This is a genomic window from Kaistia dalseonensis, from assembly GCF_030814715.1.
GTDB lineage: Bacteria > Pseudomonadota > Alphaproteobacteria > Rhizobiales > Kaistiaceae > Kaistia > Kaistia dalseonensis.
Genome location: NZ_JAUSVO010000001.1, coordinates 664145 through 681906 on the forward strand (window position 1 = coordinate 664145; position 17762 = coordinate 681906).

17 protein-coding genes, 1 tRNA gene and 1 pseudogene are annotated in these 17762 nt (G+C 65.8%); 5 read left to right on the forward strand and 14 right to left on the reverse strand.

Annotated features, from left to right (window positions below):
• Positions 1-41: 41 nt before the first annotated feature.
• The 3 genes from QO014_RS03030 to QO014_RS03040 form a co-directional block, all read right to left on the reverse strand.
• Positions 42-1463, reverse strand: a complete 1422-nt coding sequence (locus QO014_RS03030) for a cryptochrome/photolyase family protein (protein ID WP_266347163.1) — start codon at positions 1461-1463, stop codon at positions 42-44.
• An 8-nt stretch (positions 1464-1471) separates the two neighbouring features.
• Positions 1472-2503 carry an acyltransferase family protein gene (locus QO014_RS03035; protein WP_266347164.1) on the reverse strand — a complete coding sequence of 344 codons (1032 nt, stop codon included), beginning with the start codon at positions 2501-2503 and terminating at the stop codon, positions 1472-1474.
• A gap of 160 nt (positions 2504-2663) precedes the next feature.
• Entirely contained in the window at positions 2664-2999 is a 336-nt protein-coding gene (locus tag QO014_RS03040; RefSeq protein WP_266347165.1) for a hypothetical protein, read from the reverse strand.
• A 1104-nt stretch (positions 3000-4103) separates the two neighbouring features.
• On the opposite strand from QO014_RS03040, the gene QO014_RS03045 reads away from it, so the two are divergent.
• Positions 4104-4193 (forward strand) — tRNA-Ser (locus QO014_RS03045).
• Between the two features lie 172 nt (positions 4194-4365).
• Here the strand turns inward: QO014_RS03045 and QO014_RS03050 are convergent.
• Positions 4366-5109: an SDR family NAD(P)-dependent oxidoreductase gene (locus QO014_RS03050; protein WP_266347166.1), complete on the reverse strand. Its 744-nt coding sequence runs from the start codon at positions 5107-5109 to the stop codon at positions 4366-4368.
• A gap of 92 nt (positions 5110-5201) precedes the next feature.
• Here QO014_RS03050 and QO014_RS03055 point away from each other — a divergent pair, with 92 nt between their 5' ends.
• Complete coding sequence (locus tag QO014_RS03055; protein ID WP_266347167.1) at positions 5202-5756, forward strand: TetR/AcrR family transcriptional regulator; 555 nt, start codon at positions 5202-5204, stop codon at positions 5754-5756.
• A gap of 334 nt (positions 5757-6090) precedes the next feature.
• Here QO014_RS03055 and QO014_RS03060 read toward each other — a convergent pair whose 3' ends face one another.
• Together QO014_RS03060 and QO014_RS03065 are read right to left on the reverse strand one after the other, a co-directional pair.
• On the reverse strand, positions 6091-6324 hold the full coding sequence (locus QO014_RS03060) for a helix-turn-helix domain-containing protein (RefSeq protein WP_266347168.1): 234 nt from the start codon (positions 6322-6324) through the stop codon (positions 6091-6093).
• 5 nt (positions 6325-6329) lie between these two features.
• Positions 6330-6872 (reverse strand): hypothetical protein, encoded by a 543-nt coding sequence (locus QO014_RS03065; protein WP_266347169.1) that lies wholly within the window; start codon positions 6870-6872, stop codon positions 6330-6332.
• A 113-nt stretch (positions 6873-6985) separates the two neighbouring features.
• Between QO014_RS03065 and QO014_RS03070 the strand changes: the two genes are divergently transcribed.
• Together QO014_RS03070 and QO014_RS03075 are read left to right on the forward strand one after the other, a co-directional pair.
• Positions 6986-7357, forward strand: coding sequence for a chlorophyllide reductase (locus QO014_RS03070; RefSeq protein ID WP_266347170.1), 372 nt, complete (start codon positions 6986-6988; stop codon positions 7355-7357).
• 302 nt (positions 7358-7659) lie between these two features.
• Positions 7660-8268, forward strand: coding sequence for an SRPBCC family protein (locus QO014_RS03075; RefSeq protein ID WP_266347171.1), 609 nt, complete (start codon positions 7660-7662; stop codon positions 8266-8268).
• Positions 8269-8411: 143 nt separating this feature from the next.
• Here the strand turns inward: QO014_RS03075 and QO014_RS03080 are convergent, their stop codons facing one another.
• Complete coding sequence (locus QO014_RS03080) at positions 8412-9029, reverse strand: TetR/AcrR family transcriptional regulator (RefSeq protein ID WP_266347172.1); 618 nt, start codon at positions 9027-9029, stop codon at positions 8412-8414.
• 119 nt (positions 9030-9148) lie between these two features.
• Here QO014_RS03080 and QO014_RS03085 point away from each other — a divergent pair, with 119 nt between their 5' ends.
• The gene (locus QO014_RS03085; protein WP_266347173.1) at positions 9149-10183 is read left to right on the forward strand and encodes an aldo/keto reductase; all 1035 of its coding nucleotides are present in this window, start codon (positions 9149-9151) and stop codon (positions 10181-10183) included.
• 191 nt (positions 10184-10374) lie between these two features.
• On the opposite strand, the gene QO014_RS03090 is transcribed toward QO014_RS03085, so the two are convergent.
• The 7 genes and pseudogenes from QO014_RS03090 to QO014_RS03120 form a co-directional block, all read right to left on the reverse strand.
• On the reverse strand, positions 10375-11325 hold the full coding sequence (locus tag QO014_RS03090; protein ID WP_266347174.1) for an amidohydrolase family protein: 951 nt from the start codon (positions 11323-11325) through the stop codon (positions 10375-10377).
• On the reverse strand, positions 11322-12572 hold the full coding sequence (locus QO014_RS03095) for an acyl-CoA dehydrogenase family protein (protein ID WP_266347175.1): 1251 nt from the start codon (positions 12570-12572) through the stop codon (positions 11322-11324). Before QO014_RS03095 ends, QO014_RS03090 begins: the two co-directional genes overlap by 4 nt.
• Positions 12573-12648: 76 nt before the next feature.
• Positions 12649-13737, reverse strand: a complete 1089-nt coding sequence (locus tag QO014_RS03100) for a rhodanese-like domain-containing protein (RefSeq protein ID WP_266347777.1) — start codon at positions 13735-13737, stop codon at positions 12649-12651.
• 51 nt (positions 13738-13788) lie between these two features.
• A pseudogene (locus QO014_RS03105) lies at positions 13789-14517 on the reverse strand (ABC transporter ATP-binding protein); the annotation flags it as partial.
• A 2-nt stretch (positions 14518-14519) separates the two neighbouring features.
• Positions 14520-15410: an ABC transporter permease gene (locus QO014_RS03110; protein ID WP_266347176.1), complete on the reverse strand. Its 891-nt coding sequence runs from the start codon at positions 15408-15410 to the stop codon at positions 14520-14522.
• Positions 15410-16429 (reverse strand): ABC transporter substrate-binding protein, encoded by a 1020-nt coding sequence (locus tag QO014_RS03115; RefSeq protein ID WP_266347177.1) that lies wholly within the window; start codon positions 16427-16429, stop codon positions 15410-15412. The genes QO014_RS03110 and QO014_RS03115 overlap by 1 nt, the downstream gene beginning before the upstream one ends.
• Positions 16430-16497: 68 nt before the next feature.
• On the reverse strand, positions 16498-17745 hold the full coding sequence (locus QO014_RS03120) for an acyl-CoA dehydrogenase family protein (protein ID WP_266347178.1): 1248 nt from the start codon (positions 17743-17745) through the stop codon (positions 16498-16500).
• Positions 17746-17762: the final 17 nt, after the last annotated feature.

Here is a 17762-nt window from a genome sequence, read left to right on the forward strand (position 1 = left end):
GAAAAATATTCCGGAAATCAGGGTGTCGGCGCAACGGTTGATCAGCCGGCGTCCTGCGTCGAGGCGAACGCGCGCAGCGCGCGCTCTCGGCTCGCCGAGAGGTCGACCAAGGGCGGCGGGTAGTCGAGCCGTTTTGCGCTCGTCCAGGGCTTGTGAATCTGCTTCGCCGGCAGACCCGCGAGCTCGGGCACGAAGCGGCGGATGTAGGCGCCCTCCGGATCGAATTTCTCACCCTGCAGCACGGGATTGAAGATGCGGAAATAGGGCGCGGCATCGGCGCCGGAGCCCGCCACCCATTGCCAGCCGGCCGGGTTGTTGGCGGCATCCGCGTCGACCAGCGTATCCCAGAACCACGCCTCGCCGAGGCGCCAGTCCGCGAGCAGGTTCTTGATCAGGAATGAGGCCGTGATCATGCGGACGCGATTATGCATCCAGCCGGTCTGCCAGAGCTGGCGCATGCCGGCATCGACGATCGGGTAGCCGGTCCGGCCGCGCTGCCAGGCCGCAAGCAGGGCGGGCTCGGGCTGTGACCATGGAAAGCTGTCGAAGCGCGGCTGGAAATTCGCGCTGGCGAGATCGGGCCGATGATAGAGCAGGTGCCAGGAGAATTCCCGCCACCCGAGTTCCGACAGGAATTTCGTCCGGTCCGGCCCACCTCGGTCCCTTTCATCGCCGCCGTTCAGCGCATGCCAGATCTGGAACGGACTGATCTCGCCGAAGCGCAGATGCGGCGAAAGGCGCGACGTCGCCTCGATTGCCGGTTCATCGCGATGCCCGGCATAGAGGGCAAGCCTTTGCTTGAGAAAGGCGTCGAGACGCGAAGCGGCGCCCGCCTCGCCCGGTGTCCATTCCGCACGCAGGCCTTCGGACCAGTCGGGATGGCTGGGCAACAGGCGCCAATCGACGAGCATTTCGCTGGAAATCACGGTGGCCGAGCCGGGCCAGCGCTTTGGTGCGGGGAGGGGTAGGCGCGGCTCCATCCGACCAAGGCAGGAGCGCCAGAACGGCGTGAAGACGCGAAACGGCTGGTCGCTGCCCGAACGGATCGTCCACGGCTCGAACAGCAGGTTGGCGTGGAAGCTCTCCGCCGCTACGCCCCTCGCACGGAGGTCGGTCTTGATATCGGCGTCGATATCGCGCTCGGGCTGGCTGTAGCGGCGGTTCCAGACCACGGCGCCGGCGCCGAGTTCATCGGCCAGATCCAGCACGACGTCGCGCGCGCGGCCACGGCGGAGGATCAGCCTCTGGCCCGAACGCTTCAGCGCGGCGCCGAGCGCTACCAGCGAATGATGCAGCCACCAGCGGCTGGCGGCGCCGAGCGGGCGAAGACCCGTGCTCGTCTCGTCGAGAACATAGAGCAGGGCGATGGGCGCCCCACGTTCGATGGCATCGGTGAGCGCCGGGTTGTCGGCCAGGCGAAGATCATCGCGAAACCAGACAATGGTCGGTTGCGGGTTCGCCATGGATTGGCTCACTCCGCCGGGGCCAGCGTGGCGCGTGACGGCGCAAGCCGCGCCCAGGCCGGCCGTTCGAACAGGAAGCGCAGTCTCGTGCCACGGACCAGCCAGAAGAACAGGATCGGCGTGGTGGCTGCGACAGCGGTCACGATCAGCGAGACCCAGCCGAGATCCGCGATGATGCCGGTCCTGAGCAAGATCGTGCGCGTCACCGCCATGGGCAGAAAGAAGGCGAGATAGATGACGATCGAGTTCTGCCCGCAATAGCGCAAGGCGCGCATCGCATGGGCCTTGGAGAGCAGCGCGGAGAACGAGACGACGGCGCCCGCACCGGCGAGCCCGAGCGCAAGGCTCGCAAAGGGCAGCTCGGAATAGCCGCCGAAGACGGCCAGATATTCGACGATCGCCCAGAGGACCAGACCGGCGGCGGCAACCCACGGCCGCGCGATCACCGACGCTGCCAGGCGGAAGATATGCGGCGCGAAGACGTAGCCGGAGTAGAAATAGACGAAGCGGGACGCGAACTCGTCGGGAACGACCCATCCGGTCTCGATCGGCGCGATCTCGAGAGCCGCGGCGGCGAGCCACACGATCCACCATGGCACGCGGCGCAAGAGCTTGGTCACCGCGAAAAAGATCGGCAGCAGATAGATGAACCAGAGTGTCCCGAAGGGATCGACAAAGGCGAGGGCGAACTGACGAAACGCCTCGATTGCGCCATCCTCGGCGATCATGCCCGGCGCCTTGAAGGCGAACTGGATGATCAGCCACAGAATGTAGAAATAGGCGAAATGAACGATCTTGCGATCGGCATAGCTGCGCCAGTCGCGATCGATCACCTGAGCCAGGAAGAGGCCCGATATCATGAAGAAGTCGGGCATCCGGAAGGGCTTGGCGAAGGCGACGACATAGGTCATCCAGCCTTCCGCGCCTGCGGCCTTTTCCACGCCCAGCGTCGAGTGCATCATCACCACCATGATGATGCAGAAGCCCTTCGCGTAATCGACCCAATCGATGCGCGGACGTTCAGCCGAAATCGACGCCAACCGGGAATGCTCCGACCTGAGAGAACGCCATTCTAGCCGCCGGCCGTCGCGGCCAGGTTAATGCGCGCGCATCGTGGCCCGGATCCGCCTGTCCCATGTCACGCCTTGCCCGCGGTACCGACAGGGCAGGGCGCGCCCTCGCCGAACACCAGCCTTGCGGCTAGTGGACGAGCCGCTTGGCCGCGCAACGCTTGTCGACGGCGAGCTTGATCAGCGCCTGGCGTTCGCCGCGCGCATGGGCCAGCATCTGGTCATATTCGGGATTGGGCGTCGGGATCGCGAACAGCACGAACCAGATGGTCGGGCTGCGCTTGAAATTGTCCCAGCTGTTGTTGGCGCTGCCGATCTTGACGTTCAACGCCTGGATACGCGCAGCGATCTGGTCGCAATTGAGCTTGCGATAGGGAGCCGGATTGACGGGCGTCACGTCAGGCTGGGCAATCGCGCCTGTCGTCAACCCTGCCAGCACGAACAAAGCGGCGATGGCTCGTCTCATCGGTCTTCTCCTGCAACAAATCTCGACCTGCCGCAGCTTTCGAGCGGCCCCGGTCTCTGGTCTCCCCGGCGTCCGGCCGGATGGAGGCCCGTGCGTGCCATCGCGCGGCGACAAGCAGGCCGGACGTGCGCCGGCCTGCTGTGCCTCGTGCTTCGCGCGCGATCAGCGGCGGCCCGAGCAATCCTCGATATTCGCCGAGCCGCCGGCGCCGCAGGCATTCGGGGGATTGTCCATTGCCTGGATGGCGGCGGAATTCGGGTTGCTCGTGCAGCCGGCAAAACCAGCGCAGCCCGCCAACAGAGCGATCGACATCATTAACACACGCATTCTTAGCTCCCCATGGTCCCCTAGACCTACCGATCGGGATCGACCGGCTTCAGCTCAGCCGTCATTCCCGGCATTGAGTTTCTCAGTCCGCTTTCCCTCGTCGATCGGCAGGGTCTGCAGATATCCACATTCGGTCGCCTATGCCCTGGAGGCGAGGCATAGTGCCTCCGGGCACGAGCCACCGCGCAACTTGTCGTCGATGGGCCGGTCGAGCGCGCGCATCAGGTCCGGCGGCATGCAGACGCCGGCAAGCGTCGCATCGATCCTCGGGCGCCCGCGCGATATCCGGTCAAAGGTCGGCATCTCGATCATCAATAAACGATAGCGGAAAAGGCTGTTGGCGACAATGAGCGCCGCAAAGGCGGACGCCGCCAGCTTGAGGGCCGGATGCTCCTGAGCCTCCGGGTTTCGGCGCCTCTGACCACCCAGCCGTCGCGCCCAAGCCAAGCCTTGGAGCGTTGAGCCTCCGAGCAGCCGTTTCCCCCGGCCTTTGCTGTGCCGTTCGAAAGCTCCCTCAAGACACAGGCGCGGCAGACTGAGGCTCCTCGAAGATCAATCCAATGGCCGCCCGCCGCCCGTCGGACAACTGCCATCGGCTGTTCGGCCACCATTGGCGACGGGGCGCCTGTCCGAGGCCCTGGGGCATGGTTGGTCCTGTCCCGGCGCGCACAGCCAAATGGCGTGGCGTCACGCGTGACCGCGCAATTCCACTTGCATTCCGCCCGCGGCTTTCGCATTGATCCGCGGCCGGCATGCAGCTGTGTTCACACGCGGTCCGGATGGGTGGCCGAGTGGTTTAAGGCAGCGGTCTTGAAAACCGCCGAGGGTGCAAGCCCTCCGTGGGTTCGAATCCCACCCCATCCGCCATTTCTGATGCCTCGATGACCGCTCAAAACGGCTGAATGCCGCCAGAACAGCCGATATCAGCCATTGACGCGGAGCGCTAGATGGGGACTTCTGTACCAACTATTGTACCAGAAGATGGTCTCGGCGGGGTTCGGATGCCCACCACGCCAACGGGCGGGCATGACAAGCGTTGTCACACTGCCACGAAGCCGCCGTCGACGAAGAGTTCCTCGCCGCCCACGAAGCTGCTTTCGTCCGATGCCAGAAACAGCACGGCTTTGGCGATCTCTTCGGTCTGAGCCAGCCTGCCGAATGGAATGGTCTGCTTCATCCAGTCCTCGGAACCAGCATTGCTTTGCAGATAGCTGTGCATCGCCGGGGTCAGGACCATGCCGGGTGAAACGACGTTCACACGAATGCCCCGGCTCTTCAGATCCGTTGTCCAAGTGCGCGCGAAAGAGCGGATCGCCGCCTTTGTGGCGCTGTAGATGGACAAGTTCGGAAACCCCTTGCTCCCCGCGCCTGATCCAGCCAACACGATGGCACCCCCGGCGGACATTAGTGGCAGTGCTTTTTGCACGGTGAAGACCGTGCCCTTCACGTTGATGCCAAATACGCGGTCAAGATGGTCTTCCTCAATACCACCGATAGGGGCGGATTCGGACACTCCAGCATTGGCGAATACAACGTCCACCCGCCCGTGATCGCGCTTTATCTGAGCGTAGAGCCTGTCGAGGTGGTCGAGATCGCTGACATCGCCCTGGACACCGATGGCACCATCGCCGATTTCGTCGAGTGCCTCGTCCAGGCGCTCTTGCCGACGGCCCGTAATGTAGACCTTGGCGCCTTCCGCGGCGAAGGACTTGGCCGTGGTCAAGCCGATGCCGTCTGTACCGCCCGTGATCGCCACGACTTTGTCATCGAATCGCTTGGTCATTCTCATTGCCCGCTATCTCATTAACTGGAGGGTTGCTCCACTTACGATATGGAGGCATCCTCCGTTTGGCAAGAGCGGTGATGAGGCCTTTTTTGACGGATGAGACTTCTTTGCGAGCCGATGCCCAGCGCAACAGGGAGCGGATCCTTGCTGCGGCCGAAGAGGTCTTTCTCGAGCGAGGTGCCGGCGCCTCGCTGGAAGACGTCGCGAAGCGCGCTGGCGTGGGAATCGGGACGCTCTACCGTCGTTTTGCGACACGAGAGGAATTGCTGGCGGCGACCTACAGCGCCCGCTTCTTGGCGCTGGCCGAGAGCAGTCGTGCCAGGGACGCCGATATTGGCCCGCTAGACGGGCTGCGCGCCTATCTTGAAGAGCTCGTCCGACACACGAGCGTATACCGGGGCCTTGCAGCAACGCTCGGGACAGTCATGCAGGTCGGAACGCCCGGTTGCGTGGCAACAAGCGAGGAGGGGGCTCGGCTTTTGCGTCGCGCGCAAGAGGCTGGGGTCATTCGGCCTGATATCAGCTTCAATGATCTGATCTGCGTGGCGGTCGCAATCTCGCTCGCTATCGAGCAAGACAGTTCACCGCAAACGCGCATAGCTCATCTGGTCGGCGTGTTCATCGATGGAATGGCAGTGCACTGAGGCGCCGGGTCTCCGGGCCTCAGATGGGTTCATTTGGCTGCTGCGATCGGGAAGAGGCTGCTCGAGCCGCGTCGAGGTCACGAGCCCTACCAACTCGGCCCCCTCCACTGGACACGGTCGCAATGTGCTCGGCGCCCTTCGGACGCTTGATCTCTTTTTAGCCGATCCCGGGATGGGTTGAGCCGACGGCCTCGGCGGCGCGGCGGCGTGATCGATCGCGTTCGGATAGGGCCGGTGCGAAGGTGCCCCACTGAGCGCGGCGGCGCTCGCCCATGTTCCATGTGGCTTGCCGAATGTCTCAGATCGCTATCGATGGTCGGCTCCCGGGCGCCAGCTACAGCTTCGGCGCCGCGGTCGTTTCGCCGTCGGGTTCATATTGGAGAATGTCCCCCGGCTGGCAGTCAAGGTAGCGGCAGATGGCTTCCAATGTGTCGAATCGCATGCCTTTGACCTTGCCCTGCCTGAGCAAGCTGAGATTCGCTTCGGTTATCCCGATATATTCGGCAAGTTCCTTGGACTTTACATTGCGCAGCGCCAGCATCGCCGCAAGGTTCACTTTGATTGGCATGGCGATCAGACGAACTGGCTGTTTTCTTCGGCGAGCACGGCGGCCTTTTCCATGGCCCAGGCCAAGGACGCGACCACGCCTGCAAACAGAGCGAGGATCATCACGTCAGAGCTGATGTCGATGGCGATCTGCTTCGGGCCCCCATTCCAGCTCAGCGCCAGCGTGAAGAGCATGCCTGCCAACGGCTTGGCCAAAGCGCTCAGCGCGGTACCCAGAGCAAAATCACGCAGCCCGGCTATGCCCTTGGCAGTGAACGGTCGCCCTGCCGCGAACTGAGTGAGACAGACGCGCAGCCGCAATAAGCCCCAGCTCATGGGCAGGAGATGCAGCAGCGCCGTGGCGATCGCGACAATCTGCATGCCGGCGCCGTGAACCAAGAGCTGGGAGCCGACCAGCCAATAGCCGATCGCCAGTGCCGGCAACAGCGCCGCCAGCCCCAACGCCACCACGCTCAACGCGCTGAACGCGATACGTGCCCGCGGCGACAGCCCCAAGGCCGCCTCCGACCCCACGGCACCAGAGAAGACGAGGCTGCTTTGGTTCTTCATGTTTCTCCCCCCTGCGAGCCGGCTCGAACTATGCGCCTGAAATTATCGTTTGACAATAATTTCTAGCTGCCGGATAAGCAATAATTGTTGTTTTACGATAACGGAGTTTGCAAATGAACGCTATACGCACCGTGCTGCTCACGCTCTCGCTTGGCCTCGCCTTGCCGGCGCAGGCGACCCCGTCGACGCCCACCGGAGCGATCTCCGTGGCCCAGGTCGTCGACCTGATCCGGCGCTCGCCAACGGACAATGCCGCCCGAAACGCAGCGATGGCCTATCTCGCGGGCGTCGGGGAAGCCACCGGCCTGCTGGTTGCCGAGGCCGGGCGGCGTTCCTCAGTCACCATCACCTGTGCCAGACCACTTGGCATTTCGAGCACGACAGCGCTCGCCGCGCTTTCTCGCACGGACAAGGGGACGTGGGACAGAACCGCTGCTACCCCCATCGTCGTCGACGACATGCTGAGCCGCGCGGGTTGCCGCTAGTTGATCAAGGTTGGGGGCGGTCGCCATGCTGCGGCCGCCCCCCTTATCGAGCTCTCGCAGAGTTGCGGGCTCGACGATCCCGTATCCTCCGCTGGGTCAACCGGCGGCCGACCGCCAAGCCCGCCCGTGGAGCCTATTGCACACGCCGATTGGCCGAGGGCGGTCGGAACGACAGTCAGTACCATTTGGCACCTGTCCCGTAGTCGCCGGAGTACGTCGATACAATTTCGTACTACCGATATTCGAACATAAACAATTTTGCATGCTCTCCAAGTCGGACATCTTGCCGTTGTCACGAACTCATGGAGAACACGATGTCTGAACACGAAGCGTCGATAGCGAACGGATTGAAGTCCCCTGGCAGGGTGGCGAAGCGGGCAGGTCTGTGGTCAACCATCATGGCGTCTTGCGCCGCGCTGCTGATACTGAACGGCGGCACCGGGCCGTCTTACGCGATGGATATCGACCGCGCGGCTCCGGTCATCAGCAGCGACGAAATCCTGATCAACGCGCCGATCGACATCATCTGGAGCGTTCAGACCAACATCTCGAACTGGCCGCAGTGGCGGCCGACGGTGCCTGCGGCGCATTGGGAGGGCGAGTTGAAGGTCGGCTCGGCTTTCCGCTGGGAGGAGGGCGGGCTCAAGATCGTTTCAACCGTGCGCGAGATCGTGCCCGAGCGACGGATCGTCTGGACCGGCCCCGCCCAGGGCATTGATGCGGTTCATGCCTGGACGTTCACGCCCACCGAGCATGGCGTGCTCGTCCGGACCGAAGAGTCCTGGAACGGCGAGGCCGTTCGCGGCATGGAACCGACGCTGCAACCGATCCTGGACGGCGCCTTGAAGGATTGGCTGATGCGGCTCAAGGCGAAAAGCGAAAGTGTCGGCGGATCGCACGTCGCCGGGTGATGCAGCGGGCGGTCACCCTTTCGCTGCAGCCCGATCGGTGTCATCCGGCTCACGAAACGGACCATTGCGACGAGGCCGCCACTCGGCCCCGCCGCGATCCTCGGCGATACGGCCGTCCTCGGAAAGCTGAGCGGGGTTGCCGCTCAACCAGGAGGGGCCTTGGCGAGGGCGCTTGCCTGGAAGCGCAGGCCGTCGATGAGGAGGGCCACCATCCGGCGCGCCTCGTCGACGTCGCCATCGCTCGCTGGCGCGGCGAGCCTCATGGCCGCCAGCAGCAATGCACGCGCATCCACGTCGGCACGGATCTCCCCCACGGCGGCGGCGGCATCGAGCAAGCCGCGCAATGCGGGCGTGAGTTGGCCCAGGACGTAGTTCGGCAGCGCCTGGTAGGCCGGATCGCCGGAGTGAAGTGCGGGTCCCAGGCCACGCTTGGTGCTGGCGAGATCCACCAGACGCTGGACCCATTCGGCAAGCGCCGCGCCTGGTGGTTCGCTTCCGCCCAATGTCGCGGCCGCCACGACGCAATTGTCGACTTCGCGCTGCATGATCGCTTTGACGAGGTCCGAGCGTTGCGGAAAGTGCCGATAGAGGGTGCCGACGCCGACGCCGGCCTCGGCGGCAATCGTCCGCATCGGCGCCTCGACGCCCAGCCTGTCGAACACGGTTGCGGCCGCCCGGAGGAGGGCATCGACATTGCGGCGCGCATCGGCCCGCATCGGTGAGCTTTGCTTGTCCTGCGTGTCCGGTCGATCGACGTCCATCTTCTGAAACCCATGGCTACTTGATAAACGGAACAACGTTCCGTATAAATGGACGGTGGTTCCGTTTCATATCTATATCGCTGGCGGCAGATCCGCCAGACCCCATCAAGGAGACGAAGATGCATTACCGCCCTCTCGGCCGGACCGGCATTCAGGTGAGCCGCTATTGTCTCGGCACGATGATGTTCGGCAAGCTGGCCAATGCGGATCATGATGCGTGTATCGGCATGGTCCACAAGGCGCTCGACTTCGGCATCAACTTCGTCGACACGGCCGATGCCTACAGCCAGGGCGATTCCGAGATCATTGTCGGCAAGGCGTTGAAGGGCCGTAGAGATGCGGTCGTGCTCGCCACCAAAGCCGCCCTTCCAATGGGCGATGGTCCGAACCAGCGCGGAATGTCGCGTCGCTGGATCACGCAAGCGGTCGAGGGCTCGTTGCAGCGCCTGCAGACCGACTATATCGACCTCTACCAGATCCATCGCATGTCGCCGGATACGGATGTGGAGGAGACGCTTTCGGTGCTCACCGATCTGATGCGCGCCGGCAAGATCCGCGCTTTCGGCGCATCGACCGTTCCCGCGTCCGACATTGTGGAGGCCCAATGGACGGCCGAGCGTCGTGGCCTGGCGCGTTTCCGCACCGAGCAGCCGCCCTACTCGATCCTCAACCGTTCGATCGAGCGCGAGGTGTTGCCGACCTGCCAGCGCTATGGCATGGGCGTGATGGCCTGGAGCCCATTGGCGAAAGGCATGCTGACCGGCAAGTATCGAAAGGGCGAGCCGCAGCCGGATTCGCTGCGCGCGAAGTTCTTCCCGCAGGCGATGTCGGACGAAGCGAGTCTCAGCGCGGTCGAGCAACTCGTTCCCGTGGCTGAAGGCGCTGGCATCTCGCTGATGCACATGGCGCTTGCTTTCGTCCTGTCCCACCCCGCGCTCACCGCAGCGATCATCGGCCCCCGCACCATGGAGCAGCTCGATGGCCTGCTCGCGGGCGCGGACGTCGTGTTGAGCGATGACATCCTCGACCGGATCGACGAGATCGTGCCTCCCGGCGTCGACGTCGCCCCTCTCGAGAGAGCGGCATACGTGCCGCCATCGCTGGCGCAGCGCTCGCTGCGCCGCCTCGCGATCGTGGAGCGGTCAGCCGCCTGACGGGAGCGCGCCGCCGGCAAGGGGCAGCACGGCTCGCGAAAGAGCAGTGATCATAGCCGGCGCGCGAACGGCGCGCCGGCAGGAACCTCGTCATATCGATGAACGAGGACGGGGGCCCTGAATTTCGGCCACCCCGCGCATCCCCCGCACGGCGATCGCTATCATCGCGGCACGGAATTCGCGCTGGATGTTCAGCCTGGCGTCCGCAGGGCGAGGAGGCGCCGCGCATTGGCGCCCGCGATGAGCGCCTGCGCCTCGGCGTCGAGGCTGGCTTCCGTGAGGCTCGCGGTCAGGGTCGGCCGCGAAAGCGCCGGGAGGATCGGCCAGTCCGTTCCCGCCAGCACGCGCTCGGCGCCGAAGAAGCCGGTGAGCGTGCGGATGATCGCCGGATCGTGCCCCATCGTGTCGAAATAGATGTTCGGGCGGAGGCCGGCGGCGCGGGCCTCGCGGCCATATTTGCCGCCGCGCGAGGCTTGCACGATCGCGCCGAGGCCGAGGGTGGCGAAGACCAGGTGCAGGTCCGGCAGTTCGTCGAGCAGGCCCGACTGCAGCAGCGAGAGAAAGGCGACGCCGTTCATCAGCCCGCGTCCCAGCGAATTGCCGAGCGCGCCGGCGCCGGCGATGAGGCTTTCCCGCCCCGGCGTGTTGTTGGGATGAACGAAGACCGGCACCTTGAGGCGCGCGGCGACTTCCAGCGTCGGGCGCGCGCTCGCATCGCCCGGAAAGACGCCATGCCGGCTCGAATCGATCACGATGCCGGAAAGCCCGAGCTCGCCGACCGCCCGCTCGGCCTCGCGCGCCCCGGCCTCGCCCGAGAACACGTCGACCACGGCGAGCGCGGCGAGGTGATCGGGATGGGCCTGCACGAGGCCAGCCAGATAGTCGTTCGTCCGCGACACCTCCGCGGCGTCGACCGGCGCTTCCGTGCCGAACCGGCTCTCGATCGTCGCGCTGATCACGCTGAGCGAGACGCCGCCGGCGAGCGCCTCATCGATCAAGGCCGAGGGGCTGGTGATGCGGCGGCGGATATCGTCCGAAAAACCGAAGCCGGGCTGGTGGCCGCTCCCGTCGGCGGCGGCCCAGTGGGCGGGCCATAGATGGGTGTGAAAATCGACGATGTCGAGCCAATCGGTGGAGGTCATGCGGGCACCTTCTCGGCAGTCGTCTCGCTCGTACCGATGCGATATTGGGCGGGTGGCGGGGTTCCGTTGACGGCGAAATCGCCCACGACGCGGTCGCGATAGATGCGCGGATTGTGCGAGGAGATCGTGCGCGCGTTGCGCCAGTAGCGGTCGAGGCCGAGGCCGCGCTTGGCAGCCGATGCGCCGAGCGCGTCGAAGAGCAGCGTCGTCGCGTCGAGGATCAGATTGGTCACGACATTGACCGACTGGTTGATCTCGAGTTCCGCAATCGCATTGGCGGCCGCGAGCCTCTCGGGATTGCTGTCGAGGCGTGCCTCATAGGCGCGCTGGGTCGCCTCCGCCGCCCTGAGGACGATCGACCCCGATGAATAGGCGGCGCCGCGCACGCGACCCACGACCTGCAGGATCTGCGGGTCTTCGCTGACGCGGGGCGCATTGCCATGGCTATAGATGCGGGTGCGCTCGCGCACGAGCCGCGCGACGTCATTGGCGGCGGCGCGGCCGATGCCGGCGAGCGTCGCCAGATGGACGAGCTGGAAGAAGGCCGACGAATAAGCGAACCGTCCGCCGGGCGGATTGACGAGTTCCGGGTCGATCACGACGTCGGAGAAGCGCACCGTGCCGCTCGCCGTCAGCGCCTGGCCGAAGCCGTCCCAATCATCGATGACGTCGACGCCGGGTGCCTGTCGCGGTACGAGCGCGCCGACGGGCTGGCCGTTCTCGTCGGTTCCGCCGAGATTGATCCAGTCGGCGAAGAGCGAGCCGGTCGTGTAATATTTCGAGCCGTTGAGCAGCCAGTGATCGCCATGGCGCGTCAGCCGGGTCGAGAACGCGCCGATGCGGGCCTCGCCCACCTCGGAGAAGCCGCTTCCGATCGTCTCGCGATTGGCGATGCGCCCGAGCCAGACGGCGCGCCATTCGAGCGCGCTCGAATTCAGCACATCCTCGGTGAAGCCGAAATGCGAGCGCAGCGCATTGGTGACGTTGGAATCGGCCTCCGATAATTCGATCAGCAGGTTGAAGAGTTCCGGCAGGCTGGCGCCGAAGCCGCCTTGCTCCGGCGCGAGGCGCAAGGTGGTGAAGCCGGCATCCCGTAGCCAGCCGATCTCCTCATGGGGCAGGCCGCGCGCAAGGTCGCGCTCGACCGCTGTGGCGCGGATGCGGGCGAAGACGGGGCGGAATTCCTGCGCGAGCGCTTCATAGCGCTCCGATGGTCCCGCGCCCCATGCCAAATCGATCTGGGTCATCCTTGTCCGTTCGGGATGTTGGAGATTGATATCGCCCGCGCGGCGTGGCGTTCGCCGCGCAGGCCTCTGTCCGGCTCTACGCGACCGCGGCCAGCTTGCTGCCGGCGAAGTCGTGCTTGAGGATTGCGATCTCGAAGCCGCGCCGCTTCAGCCAATGGGCCGTCGTGGCGGCCCGCGTTCCCGTCGGCTCGTCGATGAGCACGACGCGCGCGCCGCGCACCGCGATGGTCCGATAGGAAACGCCGAGCAATTGCCCACCCTCCGACGAGATCGAACCGGGCAGATGGCTGGCCTCGAATTCCTCGGGCGTGCGCACGTCGAGCCAATAGGTCGTCCGGCCCTCATCATTCCGCCAGGCGCGCGCCGTCGCCTCGTCGATCTCGGGGATCGCATCCTCAGCCGCGATGCGGGCAGTGAAGCTCTCGGCTGCGCGGCGCGCCGCCTCCGATACCGGCCCGTAGAGGCGGGTTGCGCCCGTCTCGAGCGCGAGGCCGGCCTTGCGCCAGCCAGCGGTGCCGTCGTCGAGATAGGCGACCTTGTTCGGAACGCCGCCATCGATCAGCGTCTGCGCGCCGATGATCGCGCGCGGCAGTCCGGCGCAGGAAACGAGCACCTGCGTCTCCGGCGAGGGCACGAGGTCGGTGAAGCGCAGCAGCAGCTCGGCGCCGGGCACGCTGATCGCGCCGGGCACATGGTCGCGCGTGAACTCCTCGACCGTGCGCGTATCGAGCACGACCACATCCTTGCCGGCATCGCGCCACTGCTTCAGCTCCGCCGCGCTTACGACCGGCGTGCCGCGCTCGTCGCGGATCGCGAGCGAGAAGACGACGCCGGGCGTATCGAAGGTCGGCAGGCCCTCGCCAAGCGCCAGCCAGGCCGGAACGCCGCCAGCAAGCGCCACGACATGGCTGCGACCGGCGCGTGCGAGCTTTTCCGCGATTTCGACGGCGATGCCGCTGCGATCGTCCACCAAAACGGTCCGAACCGCATGGCGCGGAATATGTCGCCCGATCTCGGCCTCGACACGGTCCGCCGGCAGGTTGGTCGCATAAAGCGGCTCGCCCTTGCCGAAGGCGGCAGCATCGCGCAGGTCGAGCACGGCGAGTTCCTCGCCATCCTCGATCCAGGACCGGAAAGTCTGTGCGTCAATGGTCGGAGCACTCATGGGAGACCTATCCTTGTTGCGGGTCGGCGCATCGGCCGAGGGGGAGGGCGGAGCGGAAACGGCGGGCACGTCGACGCCGAGCCAGCTGAGCAATTGCCGTCGCAGGCGGTCGAGCGCCGGATCGCCGAGCGCGCGTGGGCGCGGCCAGTCGAGGATCGCCTCATGGGCGATCGACCCGTCGCGCATGACGAGGATGCGGTCGGCGAGAAGCAGCGCTTCTTCCACGTCATGGGTCACCAGCAGCACCGCCTGGCGGTGGCGCTGCCAGAGATCGGCCACCAGCGCCTGAGCCTTCAATCGCGTCAGTGCGTCGAGCGAGCCGAAGGGCTCGTCGAGCAGCAGCAGGTCGGGATTGCGGACCAGCGCCCGGGCGAGCGAAGCGCGCTGCGCCTCGCCGCCGGAAAGGTCCTTCGGCCATGCGTCACCGCGCGCGCCAAGGCCGACCTCGGCCAGCGCCGCATCGGCGCGTGCGCGGTCGCGCCTGCCGGGGAGGCCGACCACGACGTTGGCCCAGACGCGTTTCCACGGGAAAAGCCTCGGCGCCTGGAACGCGACGCCGCGCCGTGGCGAGACGAAGACATCGCCTTTAATGTCATGATCGAGATCGGCGAGGATGCGCAGCAGCGTGCTCTTGCCGCAGCCGCTGGCGCCGAGCAGGGCCACGAACTCGCCGCGGCGAATGTCGAGGTCGAGCCCCTTGATGACGGTGCGCTCGTCGAAGCGGCGGACCAGTCCACGGACGCGGATGGCGAGATCGTGCGGTGCAGCGGGCTGGCTCATGGTCACGCTCCAGCGAAGTTCTGCCGCCAGCGCAGCAATCCGCGCTCGAGTCCGCGCACGATCAGATCGGCGCTGAGCCCGAGGATCGCGTAGATCACAAGGCAGACGAGGATGATGTCGACGCGGTAGACTTCACGGGCATGGGTGATCAGATAGCCGAGCCCGCCTTGCGCGTTCACAGTCTCGGCGAAGACCAGCGCGAGCCATGCCGAGCCGAGCGAATAGCGCAGACCGACCAGGAGATTGGGGAGGGCGCCCGGCAGGATCACCTGGAACACCAGCGCGGCGCGCCCCAGTCCCAGCGTATGGGCCGCTTCCACCAGCGTCCGATCGACATTGCGGATGCCGGCGAAGGTGTTGACGTAAAGCGGGAAGGTCACGGCAAAGGCGACGAGCGTCACCTTCGGCGCCTCGTCAATGCCGAGCCAGATGATCAGGAGCGGGATCAGGCCGGCCCAGGGCAGGGTGCGCGCCATCTGCATCGGCGCGTCGACGAGATCCTCGCCGAGGCGGAAAAGGCCCGAGAGGACCGCAAGGCCGATGCCGGTGAAAGCGCCGATGGCGAACCCGGACAAGACCCGCTGCAGCGACAGCGTCATCGCCTCGGAAAGCTCGCCGCTGTCGAACAGTTCGAGCAGCGTCTGACCCATGGTGCGGGGCGAGGGAAACAGATCCTCCGAAATCCAGCCGAGGCTCGTGGCGAACCACCAGAGCGCAAGCAGCGCGACCGCGCCGGTCATCCGGCTCACGAACCGTGGCACGAGCGGCCGCCGGGCCTGATGCGCCGGTGCAATGCGCACCAGCCCAGCCGGCGCGGCCTCGTCCCGTCGGGCTTTCGTATCCAGCGCCGTCCTGGGGAAGGACGGCGCGCCGGTTGCGGTCGTGTCGGCCATTACTGCGAGGCCGCCAGCTTCTTGTTTTCATCGGTGATCACATCGCCGAAATCCTTGGCGACGTAATCCTTGACGTCATAGGCGGTCTTGAACGACCCGGTCTTGTGGAAGTAGTCGACTTCCTGCTGCCAGCCGGCGATCACGTCGGCATCGGTCGCGGGGACATATTCGACCCGCGAGCGGCTCGTCTGCAGCGCGGCTGCATCGGGCGAGATCTGCGAAAGCTTGGCGACCTGCGCCGACCATTCGTCGGGATGGGCATTGACCCAGGCCTGGGCGCGGATGATGCGCCGGGTCAGGTCCTGCAGCGCGGCCTTGCGCGCCGGGTCGTCGAGATCGGCCGTCGGCGTATAGAGCACACCCGCCGTGTCTATGACCTTGCTCAGCGATTTCAGGATGCGGGCGCCATGCTGCTGCTGGGCGATCGCCGTGTTCGGATCCCAGACCACGAAGGCATCGACCTGGCCGTTGACCAGCGCCGAGAGGCCATCGGTGGTGTTCAGACGCAGGATCAGCTTCTCGTCGAAGGGGACGTTCGCCTGTTCGAGCGCCTTGGCAAACTGGTAGTGCTGCTTGGTGAAATAGGGCAGGGCAACCTTGTGGCCCTTCAATTCCTCGACCGTCTGGAGCGGGGAATCGCCGCGCACCAGGATCGCGCTGCCGCTCTCCTTGCGTTCCCAGGTTCCGGCGAGGATGGTGATCTTCAATCCATTGGCGATGCCGAACAGCACGCCCGTATCGCCGCCGGCGGCGATGTCGACATGGCCGGCCCGGAGCGCCTCGACCAAAGGTGGCGTCGAGTCGAAGTCCGCCCACTTGATCGTGTAGGGGACGTTGTCGGCTTCGCCCGATGCGATCAATTGGCGATGCAGGCCGGTCTTGTTCGGGGTCCCGACCGTGATGGTCAGTTTCGAGAGGTCCGGCGCGTCATCGGCGAGCGCCGCCGTGGCGAGCATCGCGGTCGCCGCCAGCCCGAGGCCGAGGCGCTTCGCAATCTGTCCAAATCGTCCGTGTGTCATGACGTAGCCTTTTGGTTGGGTGTCGGCAGGGCGGAACGCGGTCCGCGCCCGAGCGGGGCGGGCGCGCCTCAGAAGACGCGGCCTTCCTTCAGATGATCGGTGGTGCCGTTCAGGGTGAAATCGCCGACCACGCGCGCCTTGTGCAGCAGCGGGTTGTGGTTGAGCAGCGTGCGGACATTGCGCCAGTGGCGATCGAAATTGAGCTTGCGCGAGGTCGCCGATCCGCCGCCGACATCGAACATCGTCTCGGCCGTCCTGAGCGCGAGCTTGGCGATCACGATCTGGGTCTTCGCGGTGGCGAGCGCGCCCTGCAGGATGTTCGCATCGGCATCGGCTTCGGACGCGTCGGCAAGAAGCGCCGAGGCCGAGCGATCGAGCGCTGCGGCATTGGCGGCGATCAGGCCGTCGATCGCGAAGGAATTGGCCGAAAGCTCGCCGATGATCTGCTGCACGAACGGATCGTCGATCGCCCGCTGGACATGGCTGTGCAGGGCGGCGCGTGCCTGCTTCTGCACATAGGCCGTCGCATCGGAGACGACATTGCGGATGATGCCGCCGGCGCAGGCGACGAGGTGCAGCTGGCGCAGCGCCGATGTGTGGCGGCCGACCAGATTGACCAGCTCGCGCGGCGCGATCTCGTGGGCGAACACCTCGACGTCGATCAGGTCGACGCCGCCGCTCGCGGTCAGCCGCTGGCCCATGCCGTCCCAATCGTCGAGGATATGGATGCCGGGCCGGTCGAGCGGCAGCAGCGCGGTCACGAAGACGCCGTCCTCGTCCAGCGCGCCGAAGCTCGCATAGTCGGAGAAGGCGGTGCCGGTCGCGTAATATTTCTTGCCGTTCAGGCGATAGCTGTCGCCCTGCCGTTTCAGCGTGGTGGTCACCTGTCCGGGCTGCGCCGTGCCGAGTTCGGTGAAGGCGCCGCCGAAGATCGCGCCATCGAGGACGCGGGAAAGCTGGAGATCATTGCCGGGCGAGCGCGCCGAGAGGATCAGTGCCTCGGTGAAGTTGAAATGCGAGCGCAGCGCATGGGCGACGTTGGAATCCGCCGCCGCCAGCGTCGCGATGATCTCGATCAGGTCGCTGATCGAGCCGCCCGGTCCGCCGCGCTCGACGGGAACGCGGATGGCGCCGAGGCCGGACTTGCGGAACAGCGCGAAGGCCTCGAACGGGAGCGCGCGATCGATGTCGCGCTCCGAAGCGCCCTTGGCGATCTCAGCCGCAAGCGCGGGGAGCCGCGCCAGCAGCGTCGCGCGGTCCGGACGTGCGGTGGCGGATGGCCCGTCGGGGCGCAAGGCGGCGGTCTGGATATTCATGATCGAACCTCTGCCGC

Excerpts from the sequence above, each read along its gene's own strand:
- QO014_RS03100 (WP_266347777.1), bottom strand. The coding sequence starts at position 13,737 with ATGAGTGCTCCGACCATTGACGCACAGACTTTCCGGTCCTGGATCGAG.
- QO014_RS03070 (WP_266347170.1), top strand. The coding sequence starts at position 6,986 with ATGAACGCTATACGCACCGTGCTGCTCACGCTCTCGCTTGGCCTCGCC.
- QO014_RS03085 (WP_266347173.1), top strand. The coding sequence starts at position 9,149 with ATGCATTACCGCCCTCTCGGCCGGACCGGCATTCAGGTGAGCCGCTAT.
- QO014_RS03095 (WP_266347175.1), bottom strand. The coding sequence starts at position 12,572 with ATGACCCAGATCGATTTGGCATGGGGCGCGGGACCATCGGAGCGCTAT.
- QO014_RS03080 (WP_266347172.1), bottom strand. The coding sequence starts at position 9,029 with ATGGACGTCGATCGACCGGACACGCAGGACAAGCAAAGCTCACCGATG.
- QO014_RS03075 (WP_266347171.1), top strand. The coding sequence starts at position 7,660 with ATGGAGAACACGATGTCTGAACACGAAGCGTCGATAGCGAACGGATTG.
- QO014_RS03115 (WP_266347177.1), bottom strand. The coding sequence starts at position 16,429 with ATGACACACGGACGATTTGGACAGATTGCGAAGCGCCTCGGCCTCGGG.
- QO014_RS03110 (WP_266347176.1), bottom strand. The coding sequence starts at position 15,410 with ATGGCCGACACGACCGCAACCGGCGCGCCGTCCTTCCCCAGGACGGCG.
- QO014_RS03090 (WP_266347174.1), bottom strand. The coding sequence starts at position 11,325 with ATGACCTCCACCGATTGGCTCGACATCGTCGATTTTCACACCCATCTA.
- QO014_RS03060 (WP_266347168.1), bottom strand. The coding sequence starts at position 6,324 with ATGCCAATCAAAGTGAACCTTGCGGCGATGCTGGCGCTGCGCAATGTA.
- QO014_RS03120 (WP_266347178.1), bottom strand. The coding sequence starts at position 17,745 with ATGAATATCCAGACCGCCGCCTTGCGCCCCGACGGGCCATCCGCCACC.
- QO014_RS03040 (WP_266347165.1), bottom strand. The coding sequence starts at position 2,999 with ATGAGACGAGCCATCGCCGCTTTGTTCGTGCTGGCAGGGTTGACGACA.
- QO014_RS03050 (WP_266347166.1), bottom strand. The coding sequence starts at position 5,109 with ATGACCAAGCGATTCGATGACAAAGTCGTGGCGATCACGGGCGGTACA.
- QO014_RS03030 (WP_266347163.1), bottom strand. The coding sequence starts at position 1,463 with ATGGCGAACCCGCAACCGACCATTGTCTGGTTTCGCGATGATCTTCGC.
- QO014_RS03065 (WP_266347169.1), bottom strand. The coding sequence starts at position 6,872 with ATGAAGAACCAAAGCAGCCTCGTCTTCTCTGGTGCCGTGGGGTCGGAG.